This window comes from Actinomadura sp. NPDC023710, assembly GCF_040639875.1.
In the GTDB taxonomy this organism is placed as follows: Bacteria; Actinomycetota; Actinomycetes; order Streptosporangiales; family Streptosporangiaceae; genus Spirillospora; species Spirillospora citrea.
Window position 1 is genome coordinate 1 of sequence record NZ_JBFAGB010000037.1, and the last position, 20,444, is coordinate 20,444.

The following is a 20,444-nucleotide window of genomic DNA, read 5'->3' on the forward strand; positions in this document are numbered from 1 at the left end:
CCCACGCGACGACACGACCAAGTCGAAGACTCAGAAAGATCGTTCCGTGGGAGGCGCCCTGCGGGCCGGCCACCTTGCGGCGTCCTGCATCCCGTCTGGCTTGTCCTTCTAGAGTACCTCGGTGCGCAGAGCCCTGCGAACCGTTTTCCTCTGTCGGTGTCCCCTGGGGCCGTCCGCCTGTCGGCGTCCCGCATCCCCTTGGGGCACCACAGAGATTAGGCAGCCCCGGGAGGTCCGTCAAATCAGGCCCGGCCACCTGTTCGCCCGTCCATCGAAACCCCCAGGTCACGCACTGTTCAAGTCGGCGGCGTCACCAACGCGTCAGCGTCACGTCAGCGCTCGCGCACCGGTGTCCGCGTGATGTCAGCGCCGTCGCCCACGGTGGTGACCGTCACAACGAAGGAATTACGGGAGGCACCCAGATGGACGATGTGATCCGCGCGGAGGGGCTGCGGAAAAGGTTCGGTGACACGAAGGCGCTGGACGGTGTGGACATCACGGCTCGCCGGGGCACGGTGCTCGGGGTCCTCGGGCCGAACGGAGCGGGCAAGACCACCGCGGTGCGCGTGCTGGCGACACTGCTGAAGCCGGACGCCGGACATGCCGAGGTGGGCGGGTACGACGTGGTCAAGGACGCGGTGCGCGTCCGGGCGAAGATCGGGCTGACCGGACAGTACGCGTCGGTGGACGAGGAGCTGACCGGCTTCGAGAACCTCGTGATGATCGCCCGGCTGCTGGACTTCGGCCGCGCGGAGGCGAAGGCGCGGGCACGGCAGCTGCTAGACCGGTTCCGGCTCACCGACGCGGGGGCACGCGCCGTGAAGACGTACTCGGGCGGGATGCGCCGCCGGCTGGACCTGGCGGCGAGCCTGATCAACCACCCGGAGATCATTTTCCTTGACGAGCCGACGACCGGGCTGGACCCGCGGGCGCGCAACGAGGTCTGGGACACGATCCGGGAGATCGTCGCCGAGGGGGCGACGGTGCTGCTGACCACGCAGTACCTGGAGGAGGCCGACGCGCTCGCCGACCGGATCGCGGTGTTCGACCACGGGCAGGTCATCGCGGAGGGCACCTCCGACGATCTGAAGGGGCGGATCGGGCGGCAGACGCTGGTGGTCCGGGCGGCCGAGCCGTTCCGCCTTGCGCAGCTCACCGCGATCGTCGCGGAGCTGACCGGGGAGCCTCCGGAGGTCCAGAAGGCCGCGGGCCTCGTCTCGGCGCCCGTCAACGATCCGCGCCTGCTGTCGGCTCTGGTGCGGCGGCTGGACGAGGCGTCCATCGTGGCGGCCGAGCTGGCGTTGCGGATGCCGAGCCTGGACGAGGTGTTCCTCACGCTGACAGGCCATCACGCCGAAGAGCCCGCGTCCGAGCTCGTTTCCGAGGGGAGCCTGGCATGACCGCCATCACCGTTGACAGCCGTCCGTCCGCCGCTGAGCCGCCCGCGCGCATCAGCGTGAGGAGGACGGTGCGGCACGGTCTGACGCTGGCGTGGCGCAACGTCGCCCAGTTGAAGCACTCGCCGGAGAAGCTGCTGGACACGACGCTGATGCCGATCGTGTTCCTGCTGCTGTTCCTGTACGTGTTCGGCGGCGCGGTGGCCGGCGACACGCATTCCTACCTGCAGCAGCTGCTTCCGGGGCTCGTCGCGCAGATGGCGATGTTCGCCACGATGGGGCTCGGGACGGCGCTGAACGAGGACATCCACAAGGGCGTGTTCGACCGGTTCCGGAGCCTGCCGATCGCTCGTTCCGCACCGCTGCTCGGAACGGTCCTCGGGGACACGGTCCGGTTCATCACCGTGATGACGGTGCTCGTGGGGTTCGGGTCGGTCCTCGGGTTCCGCTTCCACACCGATCCGCTGTCGGTGCTCGCGGCGTTCGCGCTGGCGTACGTGTTCTACCTGGCGGTCTGCTGGATCTCCGTGCTCGTGGGGCTGGTCGCGCCCACGCCCGAGACGGTGCAGGGGCTCGCGTTCATCTGGGTGATGCCGCTGACGTTCGGCAGCAGCATCCTCGTGCCGGACACGTCCACGATGCCGGGATGGCTGGAGGCGTGGACGAAGGTCAACCCGGTCACGCACCTGGCGGAGTCGGTGCGCGCGCTGACCGTCGGCGGCCCGATCGGGAACCACGCCTGGTACACGCTCGCCTGGGCGGCGGGCATCGTCGTCGTCACGTTCCCGCTGGCCATGCGCATGTACTCGCGGAGGGCCTGACGCCCGGCCTCGCATCCGAACGCGCGCCGCCCCGAAGAATCCGTCTTCGGGGCGGCGCGCGTTTCCGGCGCCGACCGCACCGGCCGAGACGCGGAGGCCCTCAGAGGGAGGTGACCAGCCCGTCCGCCTCGTCGAAGACGTCGTCCCGGGTGATCTGGCGCCCCCGCTCATACGCGGCGGCGAACGCCTCCTCGCCGAGGACACCACTGACGAGCGACAGCGTCCGGCAGACCTCGTAGCTCGCCGCGTCACGATAGCCGCGCAGGTTGTGGGCCGTGCCCAGCAGCTCGGCGGCGCGCACGTGCCTCCCCCGCGCGGCGGCATACGCGGCGAGGCCGTCGATGAGGGCCGCCACGGTCGGGTTCCCCATGAGCGCGTCGTTCGGCAGATCGCGCAGCGCCTGGACGTGCCGGCGCTTCGCGGCCTCCAGGTCGCCGTCCTCCTCCGCCAGGCACCCGAGGCGGCTGAACATCCTGCGGGCGGTCTGCGCGAAGTCGGGGCGGTGCCCGCGCGACTCGACCCACGTGCACGCGCGGTCGGCATGGGCGTGGGCGGTCTCGCGGTCGCCTTCCAGCAGCGCCATCTCGCACAGCATGAGGGAGGAGTTCGCGGCGTCGGCGAATTCGCCGATGCGCTCGGACTGCGCCATGGCGCGTTCGAGGTCGGCTCGGGCGCGCGCGACCTCGCCTCGCCGGGCGCGCGCCCACGCGAGCTGGGCGAGCAGCGCGGAGCCCTGCTCGGGGCTGACGCCGCCCGTGGCGTAGCCGTAGGCCTCCTCGCCGAGGCGGACCGCCTCCGCCAGGTCGCCGCGCGCCATGGCGGTCTGCATCATCCCGCTCAGCCCGACGATCATTCCGAACCGGTCGCCCAGCTCGCGGAACCGCGCGTAGCCGTCGGCGGCCTGCTCGGCGGCGTCGTCGATCTCGCCGTGGTTGATCCCCACGTGGGCGAGGATGACGCGGACGACGGCCCGCACCCACGGGTCGGCGTGGTCGCGGATGCGGCCGAGGCTCTGCCTGACCTCCTCCATGTCCCCGCCGAACATGCTGGCCCCCGTTTCGGCGAGGGCGAGCAGAGGATGCATGGGCGCCGCTGACACCACGGCCGCCGCGTCGCTCATGGCCCGGCGCAGCGACTCCTGCGTGGGCCCCGACTCCTTGGTCATCTCGCTCACCAGGGCGGCGGCGACCACGCTGATCGCGTACTGCTCCTCCAGGCCGGGAGGCGCGGCGCCGTCCGCCATGTCGCGGACGACGACCGTCCAGCCGCCCGATTCCCGCTCCATGTCGCGCAGGACCCAGAACCACACCAGCCCGGCCACGAGCCGCAGCGCCGCCTCGACGTCGCCGACCTCGGTGACGTGCCGGAACACGACGGTGAAGTTCTCGCGTTCGGCGGCCAGCCGGGCGGACCAGACCAGCTGGTCGCGGCGGCGCAGCTCCGGCTCGGCGCGCTCGGCGAACTCGATCATGTAGGCGGCGTGCGCGTCGCGGACGCGGCGGGTCTCGCCGGCCTCCTCCAGCCGCTCCCCCGCGTAGACGCGGACGGTCTCCAGCAGCCGGTAGCGGACGTCGGTGTCGCCGTCGGCCATCACCAGCGACTTGTCGATGAGCGCGGCGATCACGTCGATGACGTCCTGCGGGTCGGGCGCGTCCGGCGCGTCGAGCCCGCACACCCGGACGGCGGCGTCCGGTGTGGCGCCGCCGGCGAACACCGCGAGGCGGCGCAGGACGGCGCGCTCCCCCTCGTCCAGCAGATCCCAGCTCCAGTCGACGACGGCGCGCAGGGTCCGGTGCCGGGGCAGGGCGGTGCGGCTGCCGCCGGTCAGCAGCCGGAACCGGTCGCCGAGGCGGGCCGCGACCTGGCCGGGGGTGAGGGAGCGCAGGCGGGCGGCGGCCAGCTCGATCGCGAGCGGGATGCCGTCGAGCGCGCGGCAGATCGCGACGACGTCGGCGACGCTGCCGGCGTCCACGGCGAAGCCGGGGCGGACGGCGGCGGCGCGGTCGGCGAACAGCCGCACCGAGGCGTAGCCGAGGGCGTCGGCCGGGTCGGCGGCGTCCTCGGCCGGCAGCGGGAGGGACGGAACCGGGCACAGCGACTCGCCGGTGATGCCGAGCGGTTCGCGGCTGGTCGCGAGGACGCGGACGCCGTCGGCGTGCGCGACGACGTGGTCGACGAGCCGCGCGACGGCGTCGATGAGGTGCTCGCAGTTGTCGAGGACGAGCACGCTCCGCTTGGTGGCGAGGAAGTCGGTGAGCCGTTCGAGGGGCCGCACGACCACGCGGGTCTCGGTGGGGCGGACGCTCTCGGGGACCGCCAGTGCCGACAGCACCGCCTGCACGACATCGCCCGGGTCGCTGACGGGGGCGAGCGGGACGAACCACACGCCGTCCGGCATCTCCTCGATGAGCGCGGCGGCGCTCTCCCCGGCCAGCCGCGTCTTGCCGGCGCCGCCGGGGCCGGTGAGGGTGACCAGGCGGGTCTCGCGGAGCAGCTTGCCGACCCGCTGCGACTCCTCCTCCCGGCCGACGAAGCTGGTGAGCTGGGCGGGCAGGTTGGTGCGCGCGGGCCGCGGGACGGCGGGGGGCGGCGCCGGTTCGGGCGGCGGGGCGGTCGTCTCGCGCCGGAGGATCGACAGGTGCACGGCGGCCAGTTCCGGGGACGGGTCGACGCCGAGCCGGTCGGCGAGGGCGCGCCGCGTCTCCTCGTACACCTCCAGGGCGTCGGCCTGGCGCCCCGCCGCGTACAGGGCGCGCATCAGCTGGCCGCGCAGGCGCTCGCGCAGCGGGTTCGCGGCGGCGAGGGGCTCCAGTTCGGCGACCGGCGGGGCGGGGAGCCCGGCGGCGATCTCGGCGGCGACCCGGTCCTCCACGGCGGCGAGCCGCAGTTCCTCCAGCCGCGCGATGGTCGGGTAGGCGAAGTCGGCGTCGGCGACGTCGGCGAGGGCGGGGCCGCGCCACAGCGCGAGCGCCGCGCGCAGGCCGTCCGCCCGCGCGCAGGGGTCCTCCTCGGCGCGGGCGGCGGCGACGCCGCGCTCGAACGCGACCGCGTCGATCTCGCCGGGGTCGATCCCGAGCCGGTAGCCCGCCGGGCCGTGCTCGACCATGTCCCGCCCGGCGACGCCGCGCAGCCGGGACACCAGCGCCTGGAGCGCGTTCCCGCCGGGCGGGGCGCCCTCCCACAGATCGTCCAGCAGCCGCTCGGCCGACACGGGGCGGCCCGCCTCGGCCGCCAGCCGCACGAGGAGGGCTCGCAGCCTGCGGCCCGCGACCTCGACGGGCCGCGCGGCCCCGTCCCGCACGTCGAGCGGTCCCAGGATGCCGATGCGCACGCGTGCCCCCTTCCCGGGTGCCATTGTCCCCGATGTGTGGATCTCACGGGCCGGGTATGGATTCCCCATGCCCAGAGCACAGATCAAGGACGAGAAGAAGTACCAGAAGCTGCGTGAGAAGGGCGAGAGCAAGGAGAAGGCGGCACGGATCGCCAACGCCTCCGCGGCTCAGGGGGAGAAGAAGGTCGGCCGCAAGGGCGGCAAGAGCCCCTCCTACGACGAGTGGACGAAGGACGAGCTGCTCAAGCGCGCCCGCGAGATCGGCGTCGAGGGCCGCTCCTCGATGAACAAGTCGGAACTGGTGAAGGCGCTGCGCGACCACTAGACGGGATTTTCGCGCCGAGCCGAACGTCGCGGAGTTCCGGGCACCCGCCGAGGGCAGCGAGTCCTGCCTGTTCGCCCCCCACAGAAGGAGAGCCCATGAACGCGGTCGTCGACACCGCGCGCAGGCAGAAGGAGGAGTACGCCGCCGGGGAGGACCGGCCGCTCGGCTCGTATCTCGGCACCCTCGCCGTCTACGCCATCACCACGGGGACGCTGGCCCTGCTCGGCCGCCGCCTCCGCGACGGCGCCCCGGCGATCGGCCTCGCCGATCTGGCGCTGATGACGGTCACGACGCACAAGGCGTCCCGGCTGATCACGAAGGACCCGGTGACCAGTCCGCTGCGCGCCCCGTTCACCCGCTACTCGGGGACGGCCGGCCCGGCCGAGCTGTCGGAGGAGGTGCGCGGCAGGGGCGTCCGGCACGCCGTCGGGGAGCTGATCACCTGCCCCTTCTGCACCTCCCAGTGGGTCGCGACCGCCTACGCGGCGGGCCTGGTGTTCGCTCCGGACGCGACCCGGCTCGCCGGCGCCACGATGACCGCGGTCGCCGGGTCGGACTGGCTGCAGCTCGCCTACGCGCGGCTCCAGAAGTCCGCCGAAGGCTGACGCCCCAACGACGTTTGTCACAGATGCGGGGGGTACGGCGAACCCATGGATCTGGCATTCCTCAAAACGCTGTACCAGAAGCCGGGACCGTACGCGTCGGTGTACGCCGACCTCACCCGTACCACGGAGGACGCGTCCAAGGCCGCGGAGCTGCGGTGGCGGGCGCTGCGCTCGGAACTGGAGGCTCAGAGCACACCGGACGCCACGCTCCGCGCGATCGACGAGACCGTCCAGGAGGACATGGCGCTGCGCCGCTCCGAAGGCATCGTGATCTTCGCGGCGGACGGCGCGGTGGTGCACAGCGAACGCCTCCCGGGCCCGCCCCGCAGCACGCGCGCCACCCTCGCCCCGCTCCCCGACGTCCTGCCCTACCTCGTCGAGCGCGGCGAGAGGTTCCCGCACCTGCTGGCGGTCGTCGACCGGCGCGGCGGCGCGATCGAATGCGTCACCGCCGACGGGAAGCGCGAGCGCATCGAGGTGGACGGGGACGAGGAGTACCCCATCCGCAAGGTCAAGGCGGGCGACTGGAACCAGTCCCGCTTCCAGCGCTCCGCGGAGAACGTCTGGAAGCTCAACGCCAAGAAGGTCGCCCACGAGATCGACAGGGCCGCGGAACGCTGCGGCGCCGAGGCCGTCGTGATCGCCGGTGACACCCGCGCCCGGACGGCCGTCCTGGAGGAGATCTCGGAACACGTCCTGGAGCACACCGTCGAGGCCGACAAGAACACCACGGTCGACGACCCGGACCTCGACGCCGAACTGCGCCGCCTGCTGCGGCTCAAATCCACCGAGCGCATCATGACCGTGGCGGAGCGCTTCGACCGGGAACTCGCGAACGGCCAGCGCGCCGTCTCCGGACTGGACGCGACGACGGAGGCCGTGCGCCAGGCCCGGGTGGAGACGCTCCTGCTGGCGGACGAACCGGACTCGCGGGGCCGGCTGTGGGTCGGCCCCGACCCGTCCCAGATCGCCACGACCGCCGAGCAGCTGCGTGAGGAGTTCGGCGTGGACGACCCCCGCGAGGACCGCGCCGACGCCGCCCTGGTGAGAGCGGCCGCCGCGACCGACGGCGAGCTGGTCGTCCTGCCCTCGGACGGCCCGGCCCCGACGCTGCACGTGGGCGCCGTCCTGCGCTTCACCGCCTGAGAAACGAGAAGGAGTGGCGCTCTCGGCGACCACTCCTGAATCGTTCGTGGAGCTATGGGGATTCGAACCCCAGACCTCCTCCATGCCATGGAGGCGCGCTACCAACTGCGCCATAGCCCCTCGCGAGGAAAAGCTTAGTGCACGTTGGGAGCGGTTGGGACGCGTCGGCCGCGGAGGGTCGCCCCTCCGCGGCCGGCGCGCGGGTCAGGGCTTCTTCGAGGTGTAGACGTACCAGCGGTCGTTGACCGTCGGGACTTGGACGGTGAGGCTTTTGAGCCACTCGACCGAGCCGAGAGACTTGTCCCGCTCGACCTTCTTGCCGTTCTCGTCGGTGTACTCGGTGTGGACCTCGTTGGTGTACTGCTCCTTCTGCTGCTGCGCGACGGAGCACAGAGTCCGGCCCAGGTCGGGCTGGTTCGGGAGCAGCTTGAAGTAGGACAGCACGTCGAGCGCCTTGGCGCAGTCGTCGACCTGGTACTCGGGCGGCGGAGCCGCATGCGCGGGAACGGTCGCCGCCGTGACGGACGCCCCGGCGACCGCCGCGGCCAGCAGCAGCCTCTTCCCGGTGAACCGGCTTCTCATGGGGTCAACCCTCATCTCGATCATGCATCGCCACGTGGGGCCTTCCGCATGATCAACACGGCGAAGCGCGAGGGGCCAAAGGTAGCCGCCGTGATGGTGAAGGCTTTGCGTCATCTCCACCCGAGGCGTTCGCCGACCTCGTCGGGCGCGTAGCCCCGCTGCCCGCCGTCGCCGATCCACACGATCCCGTCGGCCTGCGCGACGGTCCCGACGGCATGCTCCTGCGGCATCCGCGGTTGGATCGCCAGCCGCACCTCGGCGCCGGGATCGAACCGTCGCAGCTCGTCGATGAGATCACCCACGGTGACCTCGCGCTTCGCCCCCCTGCGGTGTCTTCCCATACCCCGCATGAAACCATCCCTCCACCCGCGCAGAGGCCAACCCGCAGACCCCCAAGCCCCGAGCCGGAAAGGAGCAAGGACCAAAGCCCCCGAACAAGCCACACCAACCCACAGATGACCAAAAACCTGCCCCGACAGGGACAAGGGCGCAGCCCCAACAAACGGGCGGAGCCCGCTTCAGCGAGCGTCACCATCCCGCAGGTGATCAGAGACCTGAGCCGGGAGGGGGTGTGGGGGCGGAGCCCCCACATCGGGGGTCTGGGGGTCGCCCCCCAGGCAGACATGAAGAAGGGAGTCCCGGCCCACGCTTTCCGTGGGCACGGTCCTCCCAACTCCGTTCGTGGAGCTATGGGGATTCGAACCCCAGACCTCCTCCATGCCATGGAGGCGCGCTACCAACTGCGCCATAGCCCCGCCGCCGCGTGGACTTTCATCCCGCGGCGCCCAGCCAGTGTATAGGACGGCCGGGCCTGGTCTCGAATCGTTTGGGTCAGGCGCCGGCGTCGGGGCGGTCGTCGCTGAGGAGGGGTTCGGGGAGGGTGCCGGCGTTGTGCTCGACGAGGCGCCAGCCGCCGTTCCGCATCTCGGTGATGACGGACCAGCAGCAGTTGGACAGGCCGCCGAGCCGTTCCCAGGTCTCTTCGGGGAGGCCGAGGAGGTGGGACATGCCGAGGCGGAGCGCGGCGCCGTGGGAGGCGACGACGAGCTGGCCGGTGGGCGGCAGGTCGTCGAGGGCGCGTTCGAGCGCGGCGCCGACCCGTTTGGCGACCTGGGCGCTGGTCTCGCCGCCGGGCGGCTGCCAGGCGGCGTGCTCGGCGGGGTAGCGCTCGCGGATCTCGTGGGAGGTGAGGCCCTCCCAGGCGCCGCCGTCGCGTTCGATGAGGTCCCGGTCGTAGTGGACGGGCAGTCCGGTGATCTCGGCGAGGGCCTGGGCGGTGTCGGCGGCGCGGCGCAGCGGCGAGGAGAGCAGCGCGGTGGGGCGGAGGCCGGCGAGGAGCCGGGCGGCGCGCTGGGCCTGGGCGACGCCCGTCTCGTCGAGACGGATGTCGGTCTTGCCTTGGAAGCGGCGCTCGACGTTCCACGCGGTCTGGCCGTGCCGCCAGAGGACGAGGCGGCGTCTGCCCGGTTCGCGGGCCGGGCGGGCGTCACTCACTCGGGCTCCCGACGGCGCGGGTGCGCTGGGCCTGGTGAGCGGTGACGCTTTCCGGCATGGCGATGATGGGGCAGTCTTTCCAGAGCCGCTCGAGGGCGTAGAACATGCGGTCCTCCTCGTGCTGGATGTGGACGATGATGTCCGCGTAGTCCAGCAGGACCCAGCGGCCCTCGCGCTCGCCCTCGCGGCGGACGGGCTTGGCCTCGGCCTCGTCGCGCAGGCGCTTCTCGACCTCGTCCACGATGGCGCGGACCTGGCGGTCGTTGGGGGCCGAGCAGAGCAGGAACGCGTCGGTGATGACGAGCTGCTCGCTCACGTCGTAGGCAAGAATGTCGTCGGCCAGCTTGTCGCCCGCCGCCTCGGCGGCGATCCGGACGAGCTGCGCCGCCCTCTCGGATGCGGTCACGGTGCGCTCGCGATCCTCCCTGTAGGGGTCGTCTCCACTCCACCTTCTCACGTGCGGCGGACGATCGACCTCTTTGTTGTTGTTCGACCGCAATGGCGGATGCGGCCCCGCTCTCCGTCCAGAATATGTGGCCGCGGCGCCGCGTCAGGCGGCACCGCGGTAGAGGCTCCGCTTGTTGATGTACTGGACGATCCCGTCCGGGACGAGGTACCAGATGGGTTCGCCGCTGCCGACCCGCTCCCGGCACTCGGTGGAGGAGATGGACAGCGCGGGCACCTCCATGAGGGAGACGCGCCCGTCGGGCAGCCCGGGGTCGGCGAGCCGGTGGCCGGGGCGGGTGACACCGACGAAGTGGGCGAGTTCGAACAGCTCGTCGGTGTCGTGCCAGGTGAGCATCTTCTCCAGCGCGTCCGCGCCGGTGATGAAGAACAGGTCGGTGTCCGGGCCCTGGATCTCGCGCATGTCACGGAGCGTGTCGACGGTGTAGGTGGCGCCGGGCCGGTCGATGTCGACGCGGCTGACGGAGAAGCGCGGGTTCGACGCGGTGGCGATGACGGCCATGAGGTAGCGGTCCTCGGCGGCGGCGACCTTGGCCCCCTCCTTGTGGGAAGAGATGCCGGTGGGCACGAACACGACCTCGTCCAGGGAGTAGAAGTGCGCGACCTCGCTGGCGGCCACGAGGTGCCCGTGGTGGATCGGGTCGAAGGTGCCGCCCATGATCCCCATGCGCCGCTTTTGCGTCATGGCGACGACAATAGCCAGCCGATGGGCGTCCGGAACGTCCGCCCCCGGCGGCTCAGGCCAGGCCGGGCAGCGGCGGGTCGCCGTCCTCCCAGGTCACGACGCGGACGGCCTTGCCCACCTCCACCCTCGGCACCGTGCCCTCGGGCAGGACCGCGACCTCGGCGGTAAGGCCGAGCGTCTCGTACAGGGCGTGGACGAGGGCGGCCCTCGGGTCGCCGGAGAGGGCCTCGCAGGCGACGATGAGCCGCGCGGTGGGGCTGCGCCGGTCCACGACGAGCTGGTAGTGCGGCCGGACGAGCCCGGAGCCGAGCAGGACCCGCTCGACCTCGCTCGGATACACGTTCACGCCCCGGACGACGATCATGTCGTCGGCACGGCCGAGGATCTTGCTCATCCGCACCAGGGTCCGTCCGCAGGCGCATTCGCCGCGGGTGAGGGACGCGATGTCACCCGTCCGGTAGCGCAGCAGCGGCAGCGCCTGCTTGGTGGGGGTGGTGAAGACGAGTTCGCCGGGCGTCCCGTCCTCGACGGGGACGCCGGTGGCGGGGTCGACGGCCTCGACGATGAAGTGGTCCTCGTTGACGTGCAGGCCGTCCTGCTCCAGGCACTCGGTGGCCACCCCGGGCCCGATGATCTCCGACAGCCCGTAGACGTCCATCGCCTTGATCGGCAGGACGTCCTCGATGGCCGTGCGCAGTTCCTCCGACCACGGCTCGGCGCCGAAGAGCCCCGCGGTGAGCGAGGTCGCGTCGATCCCGGCCTCGGCGACGGCCTCCCCCAGCCGCAGCGCGTACGCGGGGGTGCAGGTGAGGATGTCGGGGCGGAGGTCGGCGAGCATGCGCACCTGCCTGTCGGTCATGCCGCCCGACATCGGCACCACGGTCGCGCCGAGCGCCACGGCCCCCTGGTGGATGCCGATCCCGCCGGTGAACAGCCCGTATCCGTAGGCGTTGTGGACGATGCTCCCCGGCGACGCCCCGGCGCACGACAGCGAGCGCGCGCACATCGCCGCCCACAGGTCGAGGTCGGCCTTGGTGTACGCCACGAGCGTCGGGCGCCCCCGCGTCCCGCTGGACCCGTGCACGGCGGCGACCTGGTCGCGGGGCACGGCGAGCATCCCGAACGGGTAGTGGTCCCAGAGGTCCTGCTTGGTGGTGAACGGAAGGTCCCGCAGCCCCGCGAGCGTCACGTCGGCGCCGCGTCCGACCCCGGCCTCCTTGAGCCGCCGCCCCTGCACGCCGCCGGCCGCCAGGAGCCGGTCGACCAGCCCCCACACCCGGTGCCGCTGCAGGGCGGCGCGCTCGTCGAGGGACATCGCCTCGGCCTTCGGGTCGAACATGGCTGCCTCCCGGGCGCGGCCAGAGCCGGACGCGGCTCCCGCGCGGGGAACCCTGCGGCACGGTGGATCGTCGGAACTACCATGCCAGACTTGGCTTCTCCCCTGTTGGAAGGAATGTCCCGCTTCGTCGCCGATCGCCCGCTCGGAAAGAAGACTCCCGTTGAGGTCTGACATCGGCTCCACCGGCGTTTCGCCTCTCCGCCGGCCCGGCGGCGAGGACGTCACGGGCCGCGTCGGCGGTCACCGGTCGGCGATCCTCCACTCCTTCCAGCGGCGGGCGCGACCGCACGAAGCGCAGCGGTTCCTTCAGCTCGGCCAAGGCCAGGCGGCCCTCGTCGCAGGTCAAGGGCCGACCGTCCCGGTGTGCCCGGATGCGCGCTTCCAAGGCCATGTTGTAGACCAGACGGACACAACCGAACGTGCGGCTCAGGTGCTCGGCCTGTTCCAAGATCGGGTAGAAGCGGTACCGGAAGGACCGGCGGACACAGTGCGTCACGCCGCAGGCACCATTCGAACACGTCGGCGAGGGTCGGGGATACGTACGAACCCGTCGCCCCGGACCTCTCCGGGGCGTGGCACCGCCTCACGCCCGCCTGTCGACCAGGCTCTGCACCCTCCAGGAGGTCGGACATGACGGAGAACACACCGGATCGAGCACGTACGCGGTTCCCAGGGATCAGTTCCCGGGCCTACGAACACCCGGCGGACCGATCGGCGCTCGTGGCGCTGCGCTCGCTCTCCGGGTTCGACGTCGTGCTGCGCAAGCTGTCGGGGCTGGTCAACGAGCGGTCCCTGCGGCTGATGTTCCTCGGCGGGACGGTGCGCGTCGGCGAGGACCAGTTCCGCCACATCTACGACATGGTCCGCGATGCCTCCTACATCCTGGACATGCCGGAAGTTCCCGAGCTCTACGTGCGGCAGGACCCGACGCCGAACGCGATGGCGCTCGGGTCCGACCATCCGTTCATCGTGCTGAACACCGGACTGATCGACCTGCTGGACGAGGAGGAGCTGCGCTTCGTCGTCGGACACGAGGTCGGGCACATCCTGTCCGGCCACGCGGTGTACCAGACGATGATGCAGATCCTGCTGCAGCTCGGGGCGCGGCTGGCGTGGCTGCCGCTCGGCAACGTCGGGATCGCGGCGATCATCATCGGGCTGCGCGAGTGGTTCCGTAAGGCGGAGCTGTCGTCGGACCGTGCCGGGCTGCTCGTCGGGCAGGACCTCGACGCGGCCAAGCGGGTGAACATGAAGCTCGCGGGCGGGACGCGGCTCGGCGAGATGAGCAGCGAGGCGTTCCTGCAGCAGGCGCGCGAGTACGACGCGGCCGGCGACGTGCGGGACGGGCTGCTGAAGTTCATGAACCTGCTCGGGCAGTCGCACCCGTTCGCGGTGATCCGGTTCGCCGAGATCGAGCAGTGGGCGGGCAGCGGCGCGTACGAGCGCATCCTGGCCGGGGACTACGCGCGCCGGGAGGACGACGGCAACGCGTCGGTCCGCGACGGGATCAAGGAGGCCGCCCAGTCGTACCGCGAGTCGTGGGAGCGGACGGCCGACCCGTTCGTGGGCAAGGTCCGCGACATGGCCGACGCGGCGGCGGGCGCGGCCGGCGGGCTGTTCGACCGCTTCACCCGGCGCGACAACGGGCCCACGTCCGGCAACTGACCGGGCACCGAGCCGGGGCCGCCGCGACACGGACGCGGCGGCCCTTCGCGGTTCCTCAGAAGGGGGCCGGGACCAGGAGCTCGACGTTGCGGTCGGCGGCCTCGCCGCGGCGGTCCTCCTCGCGGTCCTGCCAGTCGTTGCCCGCCAGTTCCCGGGACAGCGACGCCAGCCTCACCGGGTCGGTGAGGCGGCCGCCGTGGGAGGCGGGCCCGGCGGAGTCGAGGATCGTCGCGAACACCGAGAGGGTGCCGTCGCCGTTGTCGGCCAGCTCCACGATGCGGCTCTGCTGCGGGAAGTCGATGTGCGCGGCCGTGTTGACCTCCCAGAAACCTCCGCCGCCCTTGCGCGCGTGCGGGATGACCTGGTTGCGGTGCGTGTGGCCGTTCACCCACAGGACGACGTTCGGGTAGCGCAGCAGAAGCGCCTCGACCTCGTCGCCGAGGACGCGGTCGCCGCCGAGCGGGTTCTCCAACGAACCGATCGGGTGGTGGCTGAACAGGACGAACAGCCGGTCCTTCACCGCGTGCTCCACGACCGAGCCGTCCGGCGCCCGGTAGCGGCCGCTACCGGCCTTGAGCTGCGACTCCAGCCACGTGAACTGCTTCCGGTCGAGCGAGCCCTCGGAGTAGCCGTTCGGGTTGACGGTGTCGAGGACGAGACCGCGCACGACGCCCTTGTCGAAGGCGTAGTAGGCCGTCCCCTCGCGCAGGTTGGCGGCGGTGAAGCCGTGGCCGCGCAGGGAAGCGCTGGTCTTGAAGTGTTCGGCGACGACTTCGGCACGCGACAGCATCCGGCGGTTCGGGTCGGGGGTCACCGGGCGGAACAGGCCCCCCGCGCCGCCCTGCTCGCGGCTGAGGCGGACGAGTTCGGCGGCGTCGCCCCCGCTCATCATGCGGGCGAGGCGCTCGGCCTGGCCGGCGTCCGCCGGGGCGCCGATCTTGATGCCGCCGGTGGCGAGGCCGGACACCAGCGGGTTGACCGGCAGATTGCCCTGGACGAGTCCGTCGTGGTTGCCGAACGCGGCCAGCCACGGGGCGTCGAGGCCGGTCGCCTCGAACGGGCGGCGCGCGGCGTCGATCAGGCCGTGCACACGGGGAAAGCCGTACCTGCTGCTCGGGAGGTCGGCCTCGGCGCCGGGCGGCGGGCCCTCGGGGTGCCAGAACGAGCGGTCGTAGGACGCCCAGTCCATGACGCCCTCGTAGCGGTTCGGGTCACCGGAGTCGGGGCGGATGCGCCCGCCGTCCAGCAGGTCGATGATCCAGCGGAGCTCGTTGTACTGGACGTTGTCGGCGGCGTCGCCGGTGTTGATGGTGAAGGCGAGGCCGAGGCCGGTCGCCGGTCCTCGCCCGACCCGGTTCACCGCCTGGACCATGGCCTCGGCGACCTGCGTGGACAGGATCTCCTGCGGCCGGTAGGCGCCCTCGACCGGCAGGACGTCCAGGCCGTCCTTGAGCCGGTCGACGAACTCGACGCGCGCCGGGGACTGCGCGTCGATGATGTGGACGTCGGTGAGATGGCCGAAGGCGAGAACGCCCCGGCGGACGGCGGCCCGGCGCGCGGAGGCGGTGCCGCCGAGGTCGCGGCGCAGCAGGTGCGGCTCACCCGGGCCGGTGGTCACCTTGCGGTACCCGCCGGCGCCAGCGGCGCCGAGCAGGTAGGTCCGGTCGAGGGTGGTGCCGGCGGTGGGACCGCGCAGCGCGGGCGCCGCCGCGGCGGCGGGGCGCGCGGGGAAGGCGGCCAGTCCGGTGGTGGCGATCCCCGCGCCGAGGGCGGCGCCCTGCAGGACGCGGCGGCGGCTGTACTGACGAGTCACAATCGTGAATCAGACCACACCCGCACACGTGACATCAATGGCAAAACTGTCACAAATCCGGAGCTCAGCCGCGCACGTGCCCTTCCCCGGTCACCACGTACTTGGTGGACGTCAGCTCCGGCAGCCCCATCGGGCCGCGGGCGTGCAGCTTCTGCGTCGAGATGCCGATCTCCGCGCCGAACCCGAACTCCTCGCCGTCGGTGAAGCGCGTCGAGGCGTTCACCATCACGGCCGCCGAGTCGACCAGCGCGACGAACCGCTTCGCGGCCGGCTGGGACGTCGTGACGATCGCCTCGGTGTGCCCCGAGCCGTACCGGCGGATGTGCGCGACGGCGTCGTCGAGCGAGTCCACCACGCGGGCGGCGATGTCGAGCGAGAGGTACTCGGCGTGCCAGTCGTCCTCGGTCGCCTCCACGACGTCGCCGCCGAAGGAACGGATCCGGTCGTCGCCGTGCACCGTGACACCGGCGCTCTTCAGCGCCTCAAGCGCGCGCGGGACGAACGCGTCGGCGATGTCGGCGTGCACCAGGAACGTCTCGGCGGCGTTGCACACCGAAGGGCGCTGCGTCTTGGCGTTCAGGAGGATGTCCACGGCCATGTCGACGTCGGCGGAAGCGTCCACGTACACCGCGCAGTTCCCGACGCCCGTCTCGATCACCGGGACGGTCGACTCCTCCACCACCGAGTTGATCAGCGAGGCGCCGCCGCGCGGGATCAGCACGTCCACCAGGCCGCGCGCCCGCATCAGGTGCTTCACCGACTCCCTGGACGTGCCCGGGACGAGCTGCACCGCGTCCGGCGGGACCTCCGTACCGGTCAGCGCGCCCTGCATCACCTCGACCAGCACCGTGTTGGAGGAGTACGCCGACGACGAGCCGCGCAGCATCGCCACGTTCCCGCTCTTCAGGCACAGCGCGGCGGCGTCCACGGTCACGTTCGGGCGGCCCTCGTAGATGATCCCGACGACGCCGAGCGGCACCCGCACCTGGCGCAGCTCCAGCCCGTTCGGCAGCACGTTCCCGCGGACCGTCTCCCCCACCGGGTCCGGCAGCGCGGCGACCTGCCGGACGGCGTCGGCGATCGCGGCGATCCGCGGCTCCGACAGGCTCAGCCGGTCGATCATGTACTCGGAGGTGCCGTTCCCGCGGGCCCGCGCGACATCGGACTCGTTCGCCTTGACGATCTCCGGGGCGGCGGTGACCAGGGCGTCCGCGATCCGGTGCAGCGCCGCGTCCTTCGCCGACCGCGGCAGCGGGGCCAGCCCGGCGGCGGCCTCCCTGGCGCGCCGCGCCACCCGCAGGAACTCCTCGCGCTCGTCGCTCATCAGCAGGCTCCTGTCATCGCAGTATCACCAGATGGTCGCGGTGGATTATCTCGCGTTCGTACTCGGCGCCCAGCTCACGGGCCAGCCAGCGCGTCGAGCGCCCCATCAGCTCGGGGATCTCGGAAGCGTCGTAGTTCACCAGGCCTCGCGCGACGACCTCGCCGCCCGCGTCGCACAGGTCGACCGGGTCGCCCGCGGCGAAGTCGCCGTCCACGCCCGTCACCCCGGCCGGGAGCAGGGACGTGCGGCGCCGCACGACCGCCTCGACCGCGCCCGCGTCCAGCATGACGCGGCCCTGGCCCGTCGTCGCGTGCGCCAGCCACAGGTGGCGGGTCGACATGCGGCGGCCCTCGGCCGGATGGAACAGCGTCCCGACCTGGTCGCCGGAAAGCGCGCGCGCCGCGGACGCCGCGTTGGTCAGCACGACGGGGATGCCCGCGATCCTGGCCGCCTCGACCTTGGTGACCATGCCGCCGGTGCCGACCCGGCCGGACCCGCCGAGCTCGACGTCCCGGAGGTCGTCCGGGCCGCGCACATCCTCGATGCGGCGGGTCCCGGGACGGCGCGGGTCCCCGGTGTAGAGGGCGTCCACGTCCGAGAGCAGGACCAGCGCGTCCGCGCGGATCAGGTGCGCGACCAGCGCGGCCAGCCGGTCGTTGTCGCCGAACCGGATCTCGTCGGTGGCGACGGTGTCGTTCTCGTTCACGATCGGCAGGACGCCCATGGCGAGCAGCTGCGCGAGGGTGCGCTGCGCGTTGCGGTGGTGGGAGCGGCGCATCATGTCGTCGGCGGTGAGCAGCACCTGCCCCACCGTCAGCGCGTAACGGGCGAACGAGGAGGTGTAGCGGGCGAACAGCAGGCCCTGACCGACGCTCGCCGCCGCCTGCTGGGTCGCGAGGTCGGGCGGCCGGCGGGTCAGCCCGAGCGGGCCGAGCCCCGCCGCGATCGCGCCGGACGACACGAACACGATCTCGGTGCCCTCGCCGCGGCGCGCGGCGAGAACGTCCACCAGCGCGTCGATGCGGTTCACGTCGATCGTGCCCTGCGGCGTGGTCAGGGAGGACGAGCCCGCCTTCACCACGATCCGCCGCGCCTTCGCGACCGCCTCACGCCCACTCATGACTCAGCTCCGCTCAACCCTGTCTCCTGTGGGGGGACGACCCCACACCCCCCGGTCCGCTTCGCTCGGCCCTGTTTCCTGTGGGGGACGATCCCCCACACCTCCCGGTCCGCTTCGCTCGGCCCTGTTTCCTGTGGGGGGACGACCCCCCACACCCCCCGGTCCGCTTCGCTCGTTCAGGACCAACCGTCCAGGCGGCGGTCGGTGCCGCGCGGGCCCCTCGTGCCCTCGCCCGCCGCGACCTCCGGCTCCCAGTCGAAGACGATCGAGTCGTCCATGGTGCCGATCAGGACGGTGGCTCCCGCGCTGGCGCCCGCCTGGCGGAGCGCGTCCTCCACGCCGAGCCGGGCGAGGCGGTCGGCGAGGTAGCCCACGGCCTCCTCGTTGGCGAAGTCGGTCTGGCGCAGCCACCGGACCGGCTTCGTGCCGGTGATCAGGTAGGTGTTGTCGCCGAGGGTCCTGATCTCGAAGTCGGTGTCGCCGCCGACCGGCTCGGGACGGATGACGATGCGGGTGGGCTCCGCCGCCGGCAGCGAGTCGCGGTAGTCGGTGACCATCGCCGCCATCGCGAACGACAGCTGCCGCAGCCCCTCGTGCGTCGCCGCCGACACCTCGAACACCCGCAGGCCCCGGGACTCGAACTCCGGCCGCACCATCTCGGCGAGGTCGCGGCCGTCCGGCACGTCCACCTTGTTCAGGACGACGATGCGGGGGCGGTCCGACAGCGGGCGGTCGCCCAGCACCCGGTCGTAGGCCTGGAGTTCGCGCTCGATGACCTCGAAGTCGCTGACCGGGTCACGGCCCGGCTCCATCGTCGCGCAGTCGAGGACGTGCGCGAGGGTGGAGGAGCGCTCGATGTGGCGCAGGAAGTCCAGGCCGAGGCCGCGGCCCTCGCTGGCGCCCTCGATCAGGCCCGGCACGTCCGCGACCGTGAACGTCGTGTCGCCCGCGCTCACCACGCCGAGGTTCGGGATCAGCGTCGTGAACGGGTAGTCGGCGATCTTCGGCTTGGCGGCCGACAGCGCGGCGATCAGCGACGACTTGCCCGCGCTCGGGAACCCGACGAGTGCGACGTCGGCGACGCTCTTCAGTTCCAGGACGACGTCGCGCTCCTCCCCCGGCTCGCCGAGCAGCGCGAATCCGGGCGCCTTGCGCTTGGCCGTCGCCAGCGCCGCGTTCCCGAGACCGCCGCTGCCGCCCTTGGCGATCACGAACCGGGTGCCCTCGCCGACCAGGTCCGCGAGGACGGTGTCGCCCGACTTCACGACGGTGCCGTCGGGGACGGACAGGATCACGTCGCCGCCGTCCGCGCCCGTCCGCAGGCTGCCCTGGCCCGGCCTGCCGTTGCCCGCCTTGCGGTGCGGGCGCCGGTGGTATTCGAGGAGGCTCGCGGCATTGGAGTCGACGACGAGGACGACGTCGCCGCCGCGGCCGCCGTTGGCGCCGTCCGGGCCGCCGAGCGGCTTGAACTTCTCCCGGTGGATCGAGGCGCAGCCGTTGCCGCCGTTGCCCGCCGCGACGTGCAGCACCACCCGGTCGACGAACTGCGCGCCCGATCCCGCTCCAGCGGCCACGGTGACTCTCCTCAGGGAACCTTGGTAAGAACGGCGAAGGGGCGGACCGGAAACGGTCCGCCCCTTCGAACAAAAAGTCGCTGCCCCCGGCGGACTATTCCGCCGGCGGGACGACGCTCACCGCGTTGCGACCGCGGTAGCGCCGGAACTCCACCGCGCCCGCGACCAGCGCGAACAGCGTGTCGTCGCCGCCGCGGCCGACGCCCGGGCCGGGGTGGAAGTGGGTGCCGCGCTGGCGGACGATGATCTCGCCGGCGTTGACGACCTGGCCGCCGAAGCGCTTCACACCGAGGCGCTGGGCGTTGGAGTCGCGACCGTTGCGGCTGGACGATGCGCCCTTCTTGTGTGCCATGAGACCGCTCTCCCTTACTTCTTGCCGGCCTTGATACCGGTGATCTTGACCTCGGTGTACGGCTGGCGGTGACCCATCCGCCGCTTGTACCCGGTCTTGTTCCGGTAGTGCATGATGTTGATCTTGGGACCCTTGACCGCGCCGAGGATCTCGGCGGTCACCTCGTAGCGGGCGAGGTCGGCCGTGCGGCTCACGACGTCGTCGCCGTCCACGACCAGCAGGGGCTGGAGCGTGATGGTCGACCCGACGTCACCGGCCAGCTTGTCGACGGTCAGCACGTCGTCGACGGCGACCTTTTCCTGCCTGCCGCCTGCGCGGACAATCGCGTACACCGCGGAAACCCTTCGTCTGCGCGCGCTTCCGGAGTGAACCGGCCCCACGCGTGGCTAACCAGCCCCCGGACGGG

At 72.1% G+C, this 20,444-nt stretch carries 20 protein-coding genes and 2 tRNA genes; 6 read left to right on the forward strand and 16 right to left on the reverse strand.

Annotation, left to right across the window (positions count from 1 at the left end; genetic code table 11):
- The first annotated feature begins 422 nt into the window (after nt 1-422).
- On the forward strand, nt 423-1,400 hold the full coding sequence (locus tag AB0H37_RS33780) for an ATP-binding cassette domain-containing protein (RefSeq protein ID WP_329087465.1): 978 nt from the start codon (nt 423-425) through the stop codon (nt 1,398-1,400).
- The gene (locus AB0H37_RS33785; protein ID WP_179836620.1) at nt 1,397-2,218 is read left to right on the forward strand and encodes an ABC transporter permease; all 822 of its coding nucleotides are present in this window, start codon (nt 1,397-1,399) and stop codon (nt 2,216-2,218) included. Before AB0H37_RS33780 ends, AB0H37_RS33785 begins: the two co-directional genes overlap by 4 nt.
- A gap of 100 nt (nt 2,219-2,318) precedes the next feature.
- Here AB0H37_RS33785 and AB0H37_RS33790 read toward each other — a convergent pair whose 3' ends face one another.
- On the reverse strand, nt 2,319-5,549 hold the full coding sequence (locus tag AB0H37_RS33790) for a BTAD domain-containing putative transcriptional regulator (protein ID WP_360616855.1): 3,231 nt from the start codon (nt 5,547-5,549) through the stop codon (nt 2,319-2,321).
- A gap of 67 nt (nt 5,550-5,616) precedes the next feature.
- Here AB0H37_RS33790 and AB0H37_RS33795 point away from each other — a divergent pair, with 67 nt between their 5' ends.
- The 3 genes from AB0H37_RS33795 to AB0H37_RS33805 all read left to right on the forward strand — a co-directional run bounded on the left by AB0H37_RS33795 (nt 5,617) and on the right by AB0H37_RS33805 (nt 7,625).
- Nucleotides 5,617-5,874 (forward strand): Rho termination factor, encoded by a 258-nt coding sequence (locus AB0H37_RS33795; protein ID WP_329087461.1) that lies wholly within the window; start codon nt 5,617-5,619, stop codon nt 5,872-5,874.
- A gap of 95 nt (nt 5,875-5,969) precedes the next feature.
- Nucleotides 5,970-6,479: a DUF1360 domain-containing protein gene (locus AB0H37_RS33800; protein WP_360616856.1), complete on the forward strand. Its 510-nt coding sequence runs from the start codon at nt 5,970-5,972 to the stop codon at nt 6,477-6,479.
- Nucleotides 6,480-6,524: 45 nt separating this feature from the next.
- Nucleotides 6,525-7,625: a Vms1/Ankzf1 family peptidyl-tRNA hydrolase gene (locus tag AB0H37_RS33805; RefSeq protein WP_329087457.1), complete on the forward strand. Its 1,101-nt coding sequence runs from the start codon at nt 6,525-6,527 to the stop codon at nt 7,623-7,625.
- A 47-nt stretch (nt 7,626-7,672) separates the two neighbouring features.
- Here AB0H37_RS33805 and AB0H37_RS33810 read toward each other — a convergent pair.
- The 9 genes from AB0H37_RS33810 to AB0H37_RS33850 all read right to left on the reverse strand — a co-directional run bounded on the left by AB0H37_RS33810 (nt 7,673) and on the right by AB0H37_RS33850 (nt 12,686).
- A tRNA-Ala gene (locus AB0H37_RS33810) sits at nt 7,673-7,745 on the reverse strand.
- An 84-nt stretch (nt 7,746-7,829) separates the two neighbouring features.
- On the reverse strand, nt 7,830-8,207 hold the full coding sequence (locus AB0H37_RS33815; RefSeq protein ID WP_360616857.1) for a hypothetical protein: 378 nt from the start codon (nt 8,205-8,207) through the stop codon (nt 7,830-7,832).
- Between the two features lie 110 nt (nt 8,208-8,317).
- A complete protein-coding gene (locus AB0H37_RS33820; RefSeq protein WP_229810333.1) occupies nt 8,318-8,509 on the reverse strand; it encodes a hypothetical protein in 192 nt (63 codons plus the stop codon).
- A gap of 380 nt (nt 8,510-8,889) precedes the next feature.
- Nucleotides 8,890-8,962, reverse strand: a tRNA-Ala gene (locus AB0H37_RS33825).
- A 76-nt stretch (nt 8,963-9,038) separates the two neighbouring features.
- Nucleotides 9,039-9,701, reverse strand: a complete 663-nt coding sequence (locus tag AB0H37_RS33830; RefSeq protein ID WP_329087452.1) for a histidine phosphatase family protein — start codon at nt 9,699-9,701, stop codon at nt 9,039-9,041.
- The gene (gene rsfS, locus AB0H37_RS33835; RefSeq protein WP_179836628.1) at nt 9,694-10,107 is read right to left on the reverse strand and encodes a ribosome silencing factor; all 414 of its coding nucleotides are present in this window, start codon (nt 10,105-10,107) and stop codon (nt 9,694-9,696) included. The genes AB0H37_RS33830 and rsfS overlap by 8 nt, the downstream gene beginning before the upstream one ends.
- A gap of 144 nt (nt 10,108-10,251) precedes the next feature.
- Nucleotides 10,252-10,851 carry a nicotinate-nucleotide adenylyltransferase gene (nadD, locus tag AB0H37_RS33840; protein ID WP_329087448.1) on the reverse strand — a complete coding sequence of 200 codons (600 nt, stop codon included), beginning with the start codon at nt 10,849-10,851 and terminating at the stop codon, nt 10,252-10,254.
- 52 nt (nt 10,852-10,903) lie between these two features.
- Nucleotides 10,904-12,190 carry a phenylacetate--CoA ligase gene (locus tag AB0H37_RS33845; protein WP_329087446.1) on the reverse strand — a complete coding sequence of 429 codons (1,287 nt, stop codon included), beginning with the start codon at nt 12,188-12,190 and terminating at the stop codon, nt 10,904-10,906.
- 76 nt (nt 12,191-12,266) lie between these two features.
- On the reverse strand, nt 12,267-12,686 hold the full coding sequence (locus AB0H37_RS33850) for a helix-turn-helix domain-containing protein (protein ID WP_360616858.1): 420 nt from the start codon (nt 12,684-12,686) through the stop codon (nt 12,267-12,269).
- Nucleotides 12,687-12,820: 134 nt separating this feature from the next.
- Between AB0H37_RS33850 and AB0H37_RS33855 the strand changes: the two genes are divergently transcribed.
- Nucleotides 12,821-13,855, forward strand: a complete 1,035-nt coding sequence (locus AB0H37_RS33855; RefSeq protein WP_179836630.1) for a M48 family metallopeptidase — start codon at nt 12,821-12,823, stop codon at nt 13,853-13,855.
- 55 nt (nt 13,856-13,910) lie between these two features.
- Here the strand turns inward: AB0H37_RS33855 and AB0H37_RS33860 are convergent, their stop codons facing one another.
- The 6 genes from AB0H37_RS33860 to rplU form a co-directional block, all read right to left on the reverse strand.
- Nucleotides 13,911-15,668, reverse strand: coding sequence for a TIGR03767 family metallophosphoesterase (locus AB0H37_RS33860; RefSeq protein ID WP_360616859.1), 1,758 nt, complete (start codon nt 15,666-15,668; stop codon nt 13,911-13,913).
- A gap of 64 nt (nt 15,669-15,732) precedes the next feature.
- Nucleotides 15,733-16,992 (reverse strand): glutamate-5-semialdehyde dehydrogenase, encoded by a 1,260-nt coding sequence (locus AB0H37_RS33865; protein ID WP_360616860.1) that lies wholly within the window; start codon nt 16,990-16,992, stop codon nt 15,733-15,735.
- A gap of 13 nt (nt 16,993-17,005) precedes the next feature.
- A complete protein-coding gene (gene proB, locus AB0H37_RS33870; protein ID WP_179836633.1) occupies nt 17,006-18,112 on the reverse strand; it encodes a glutamate 5-kinase in 1,107 nt (368 codons plus the stop codon).
- Nucleotides 18,113-18,288: 176 nt separating this feature from the next.
- Entirely contained in the window at nt 18,289-19,686 is a 1,398-nt protein-coding gene (gene obgE / locus AB0H37_RS33875; protein WP_329087439.1) for a GTPase ObgE, read from the reverse strand.
- Nucleotides 19,687-19,780: 94 nt separating this feature from the next.
- Nucleotides 19,781-20,038 (reverse strand): 50S ribosomal protein L27, encoded by a 258-nt coding sequence (gene rpmA / locus AB0H37_RS33880; protein WP_075899989.1) that lies wholly within the window; start codon nt 20,036-20,038, stop codon nt 19,781-19,783.
- Between the two features lie 14 nt (nt 20,039-20,052).
- On the reverse strand, nt 20,053-20,370 hold the full coding sequence (gene rplU / locus AB0H37_RS33885; protein ID WP_179836635.1) for a 50S ribosomal protein L21: 318 nt from the start codon (nt 20,368-20,370) through the stop codon (nt 20,053-20,055).
- Nucleotides 20,371-20,444 lie beyond the last annotated feature (74 nt).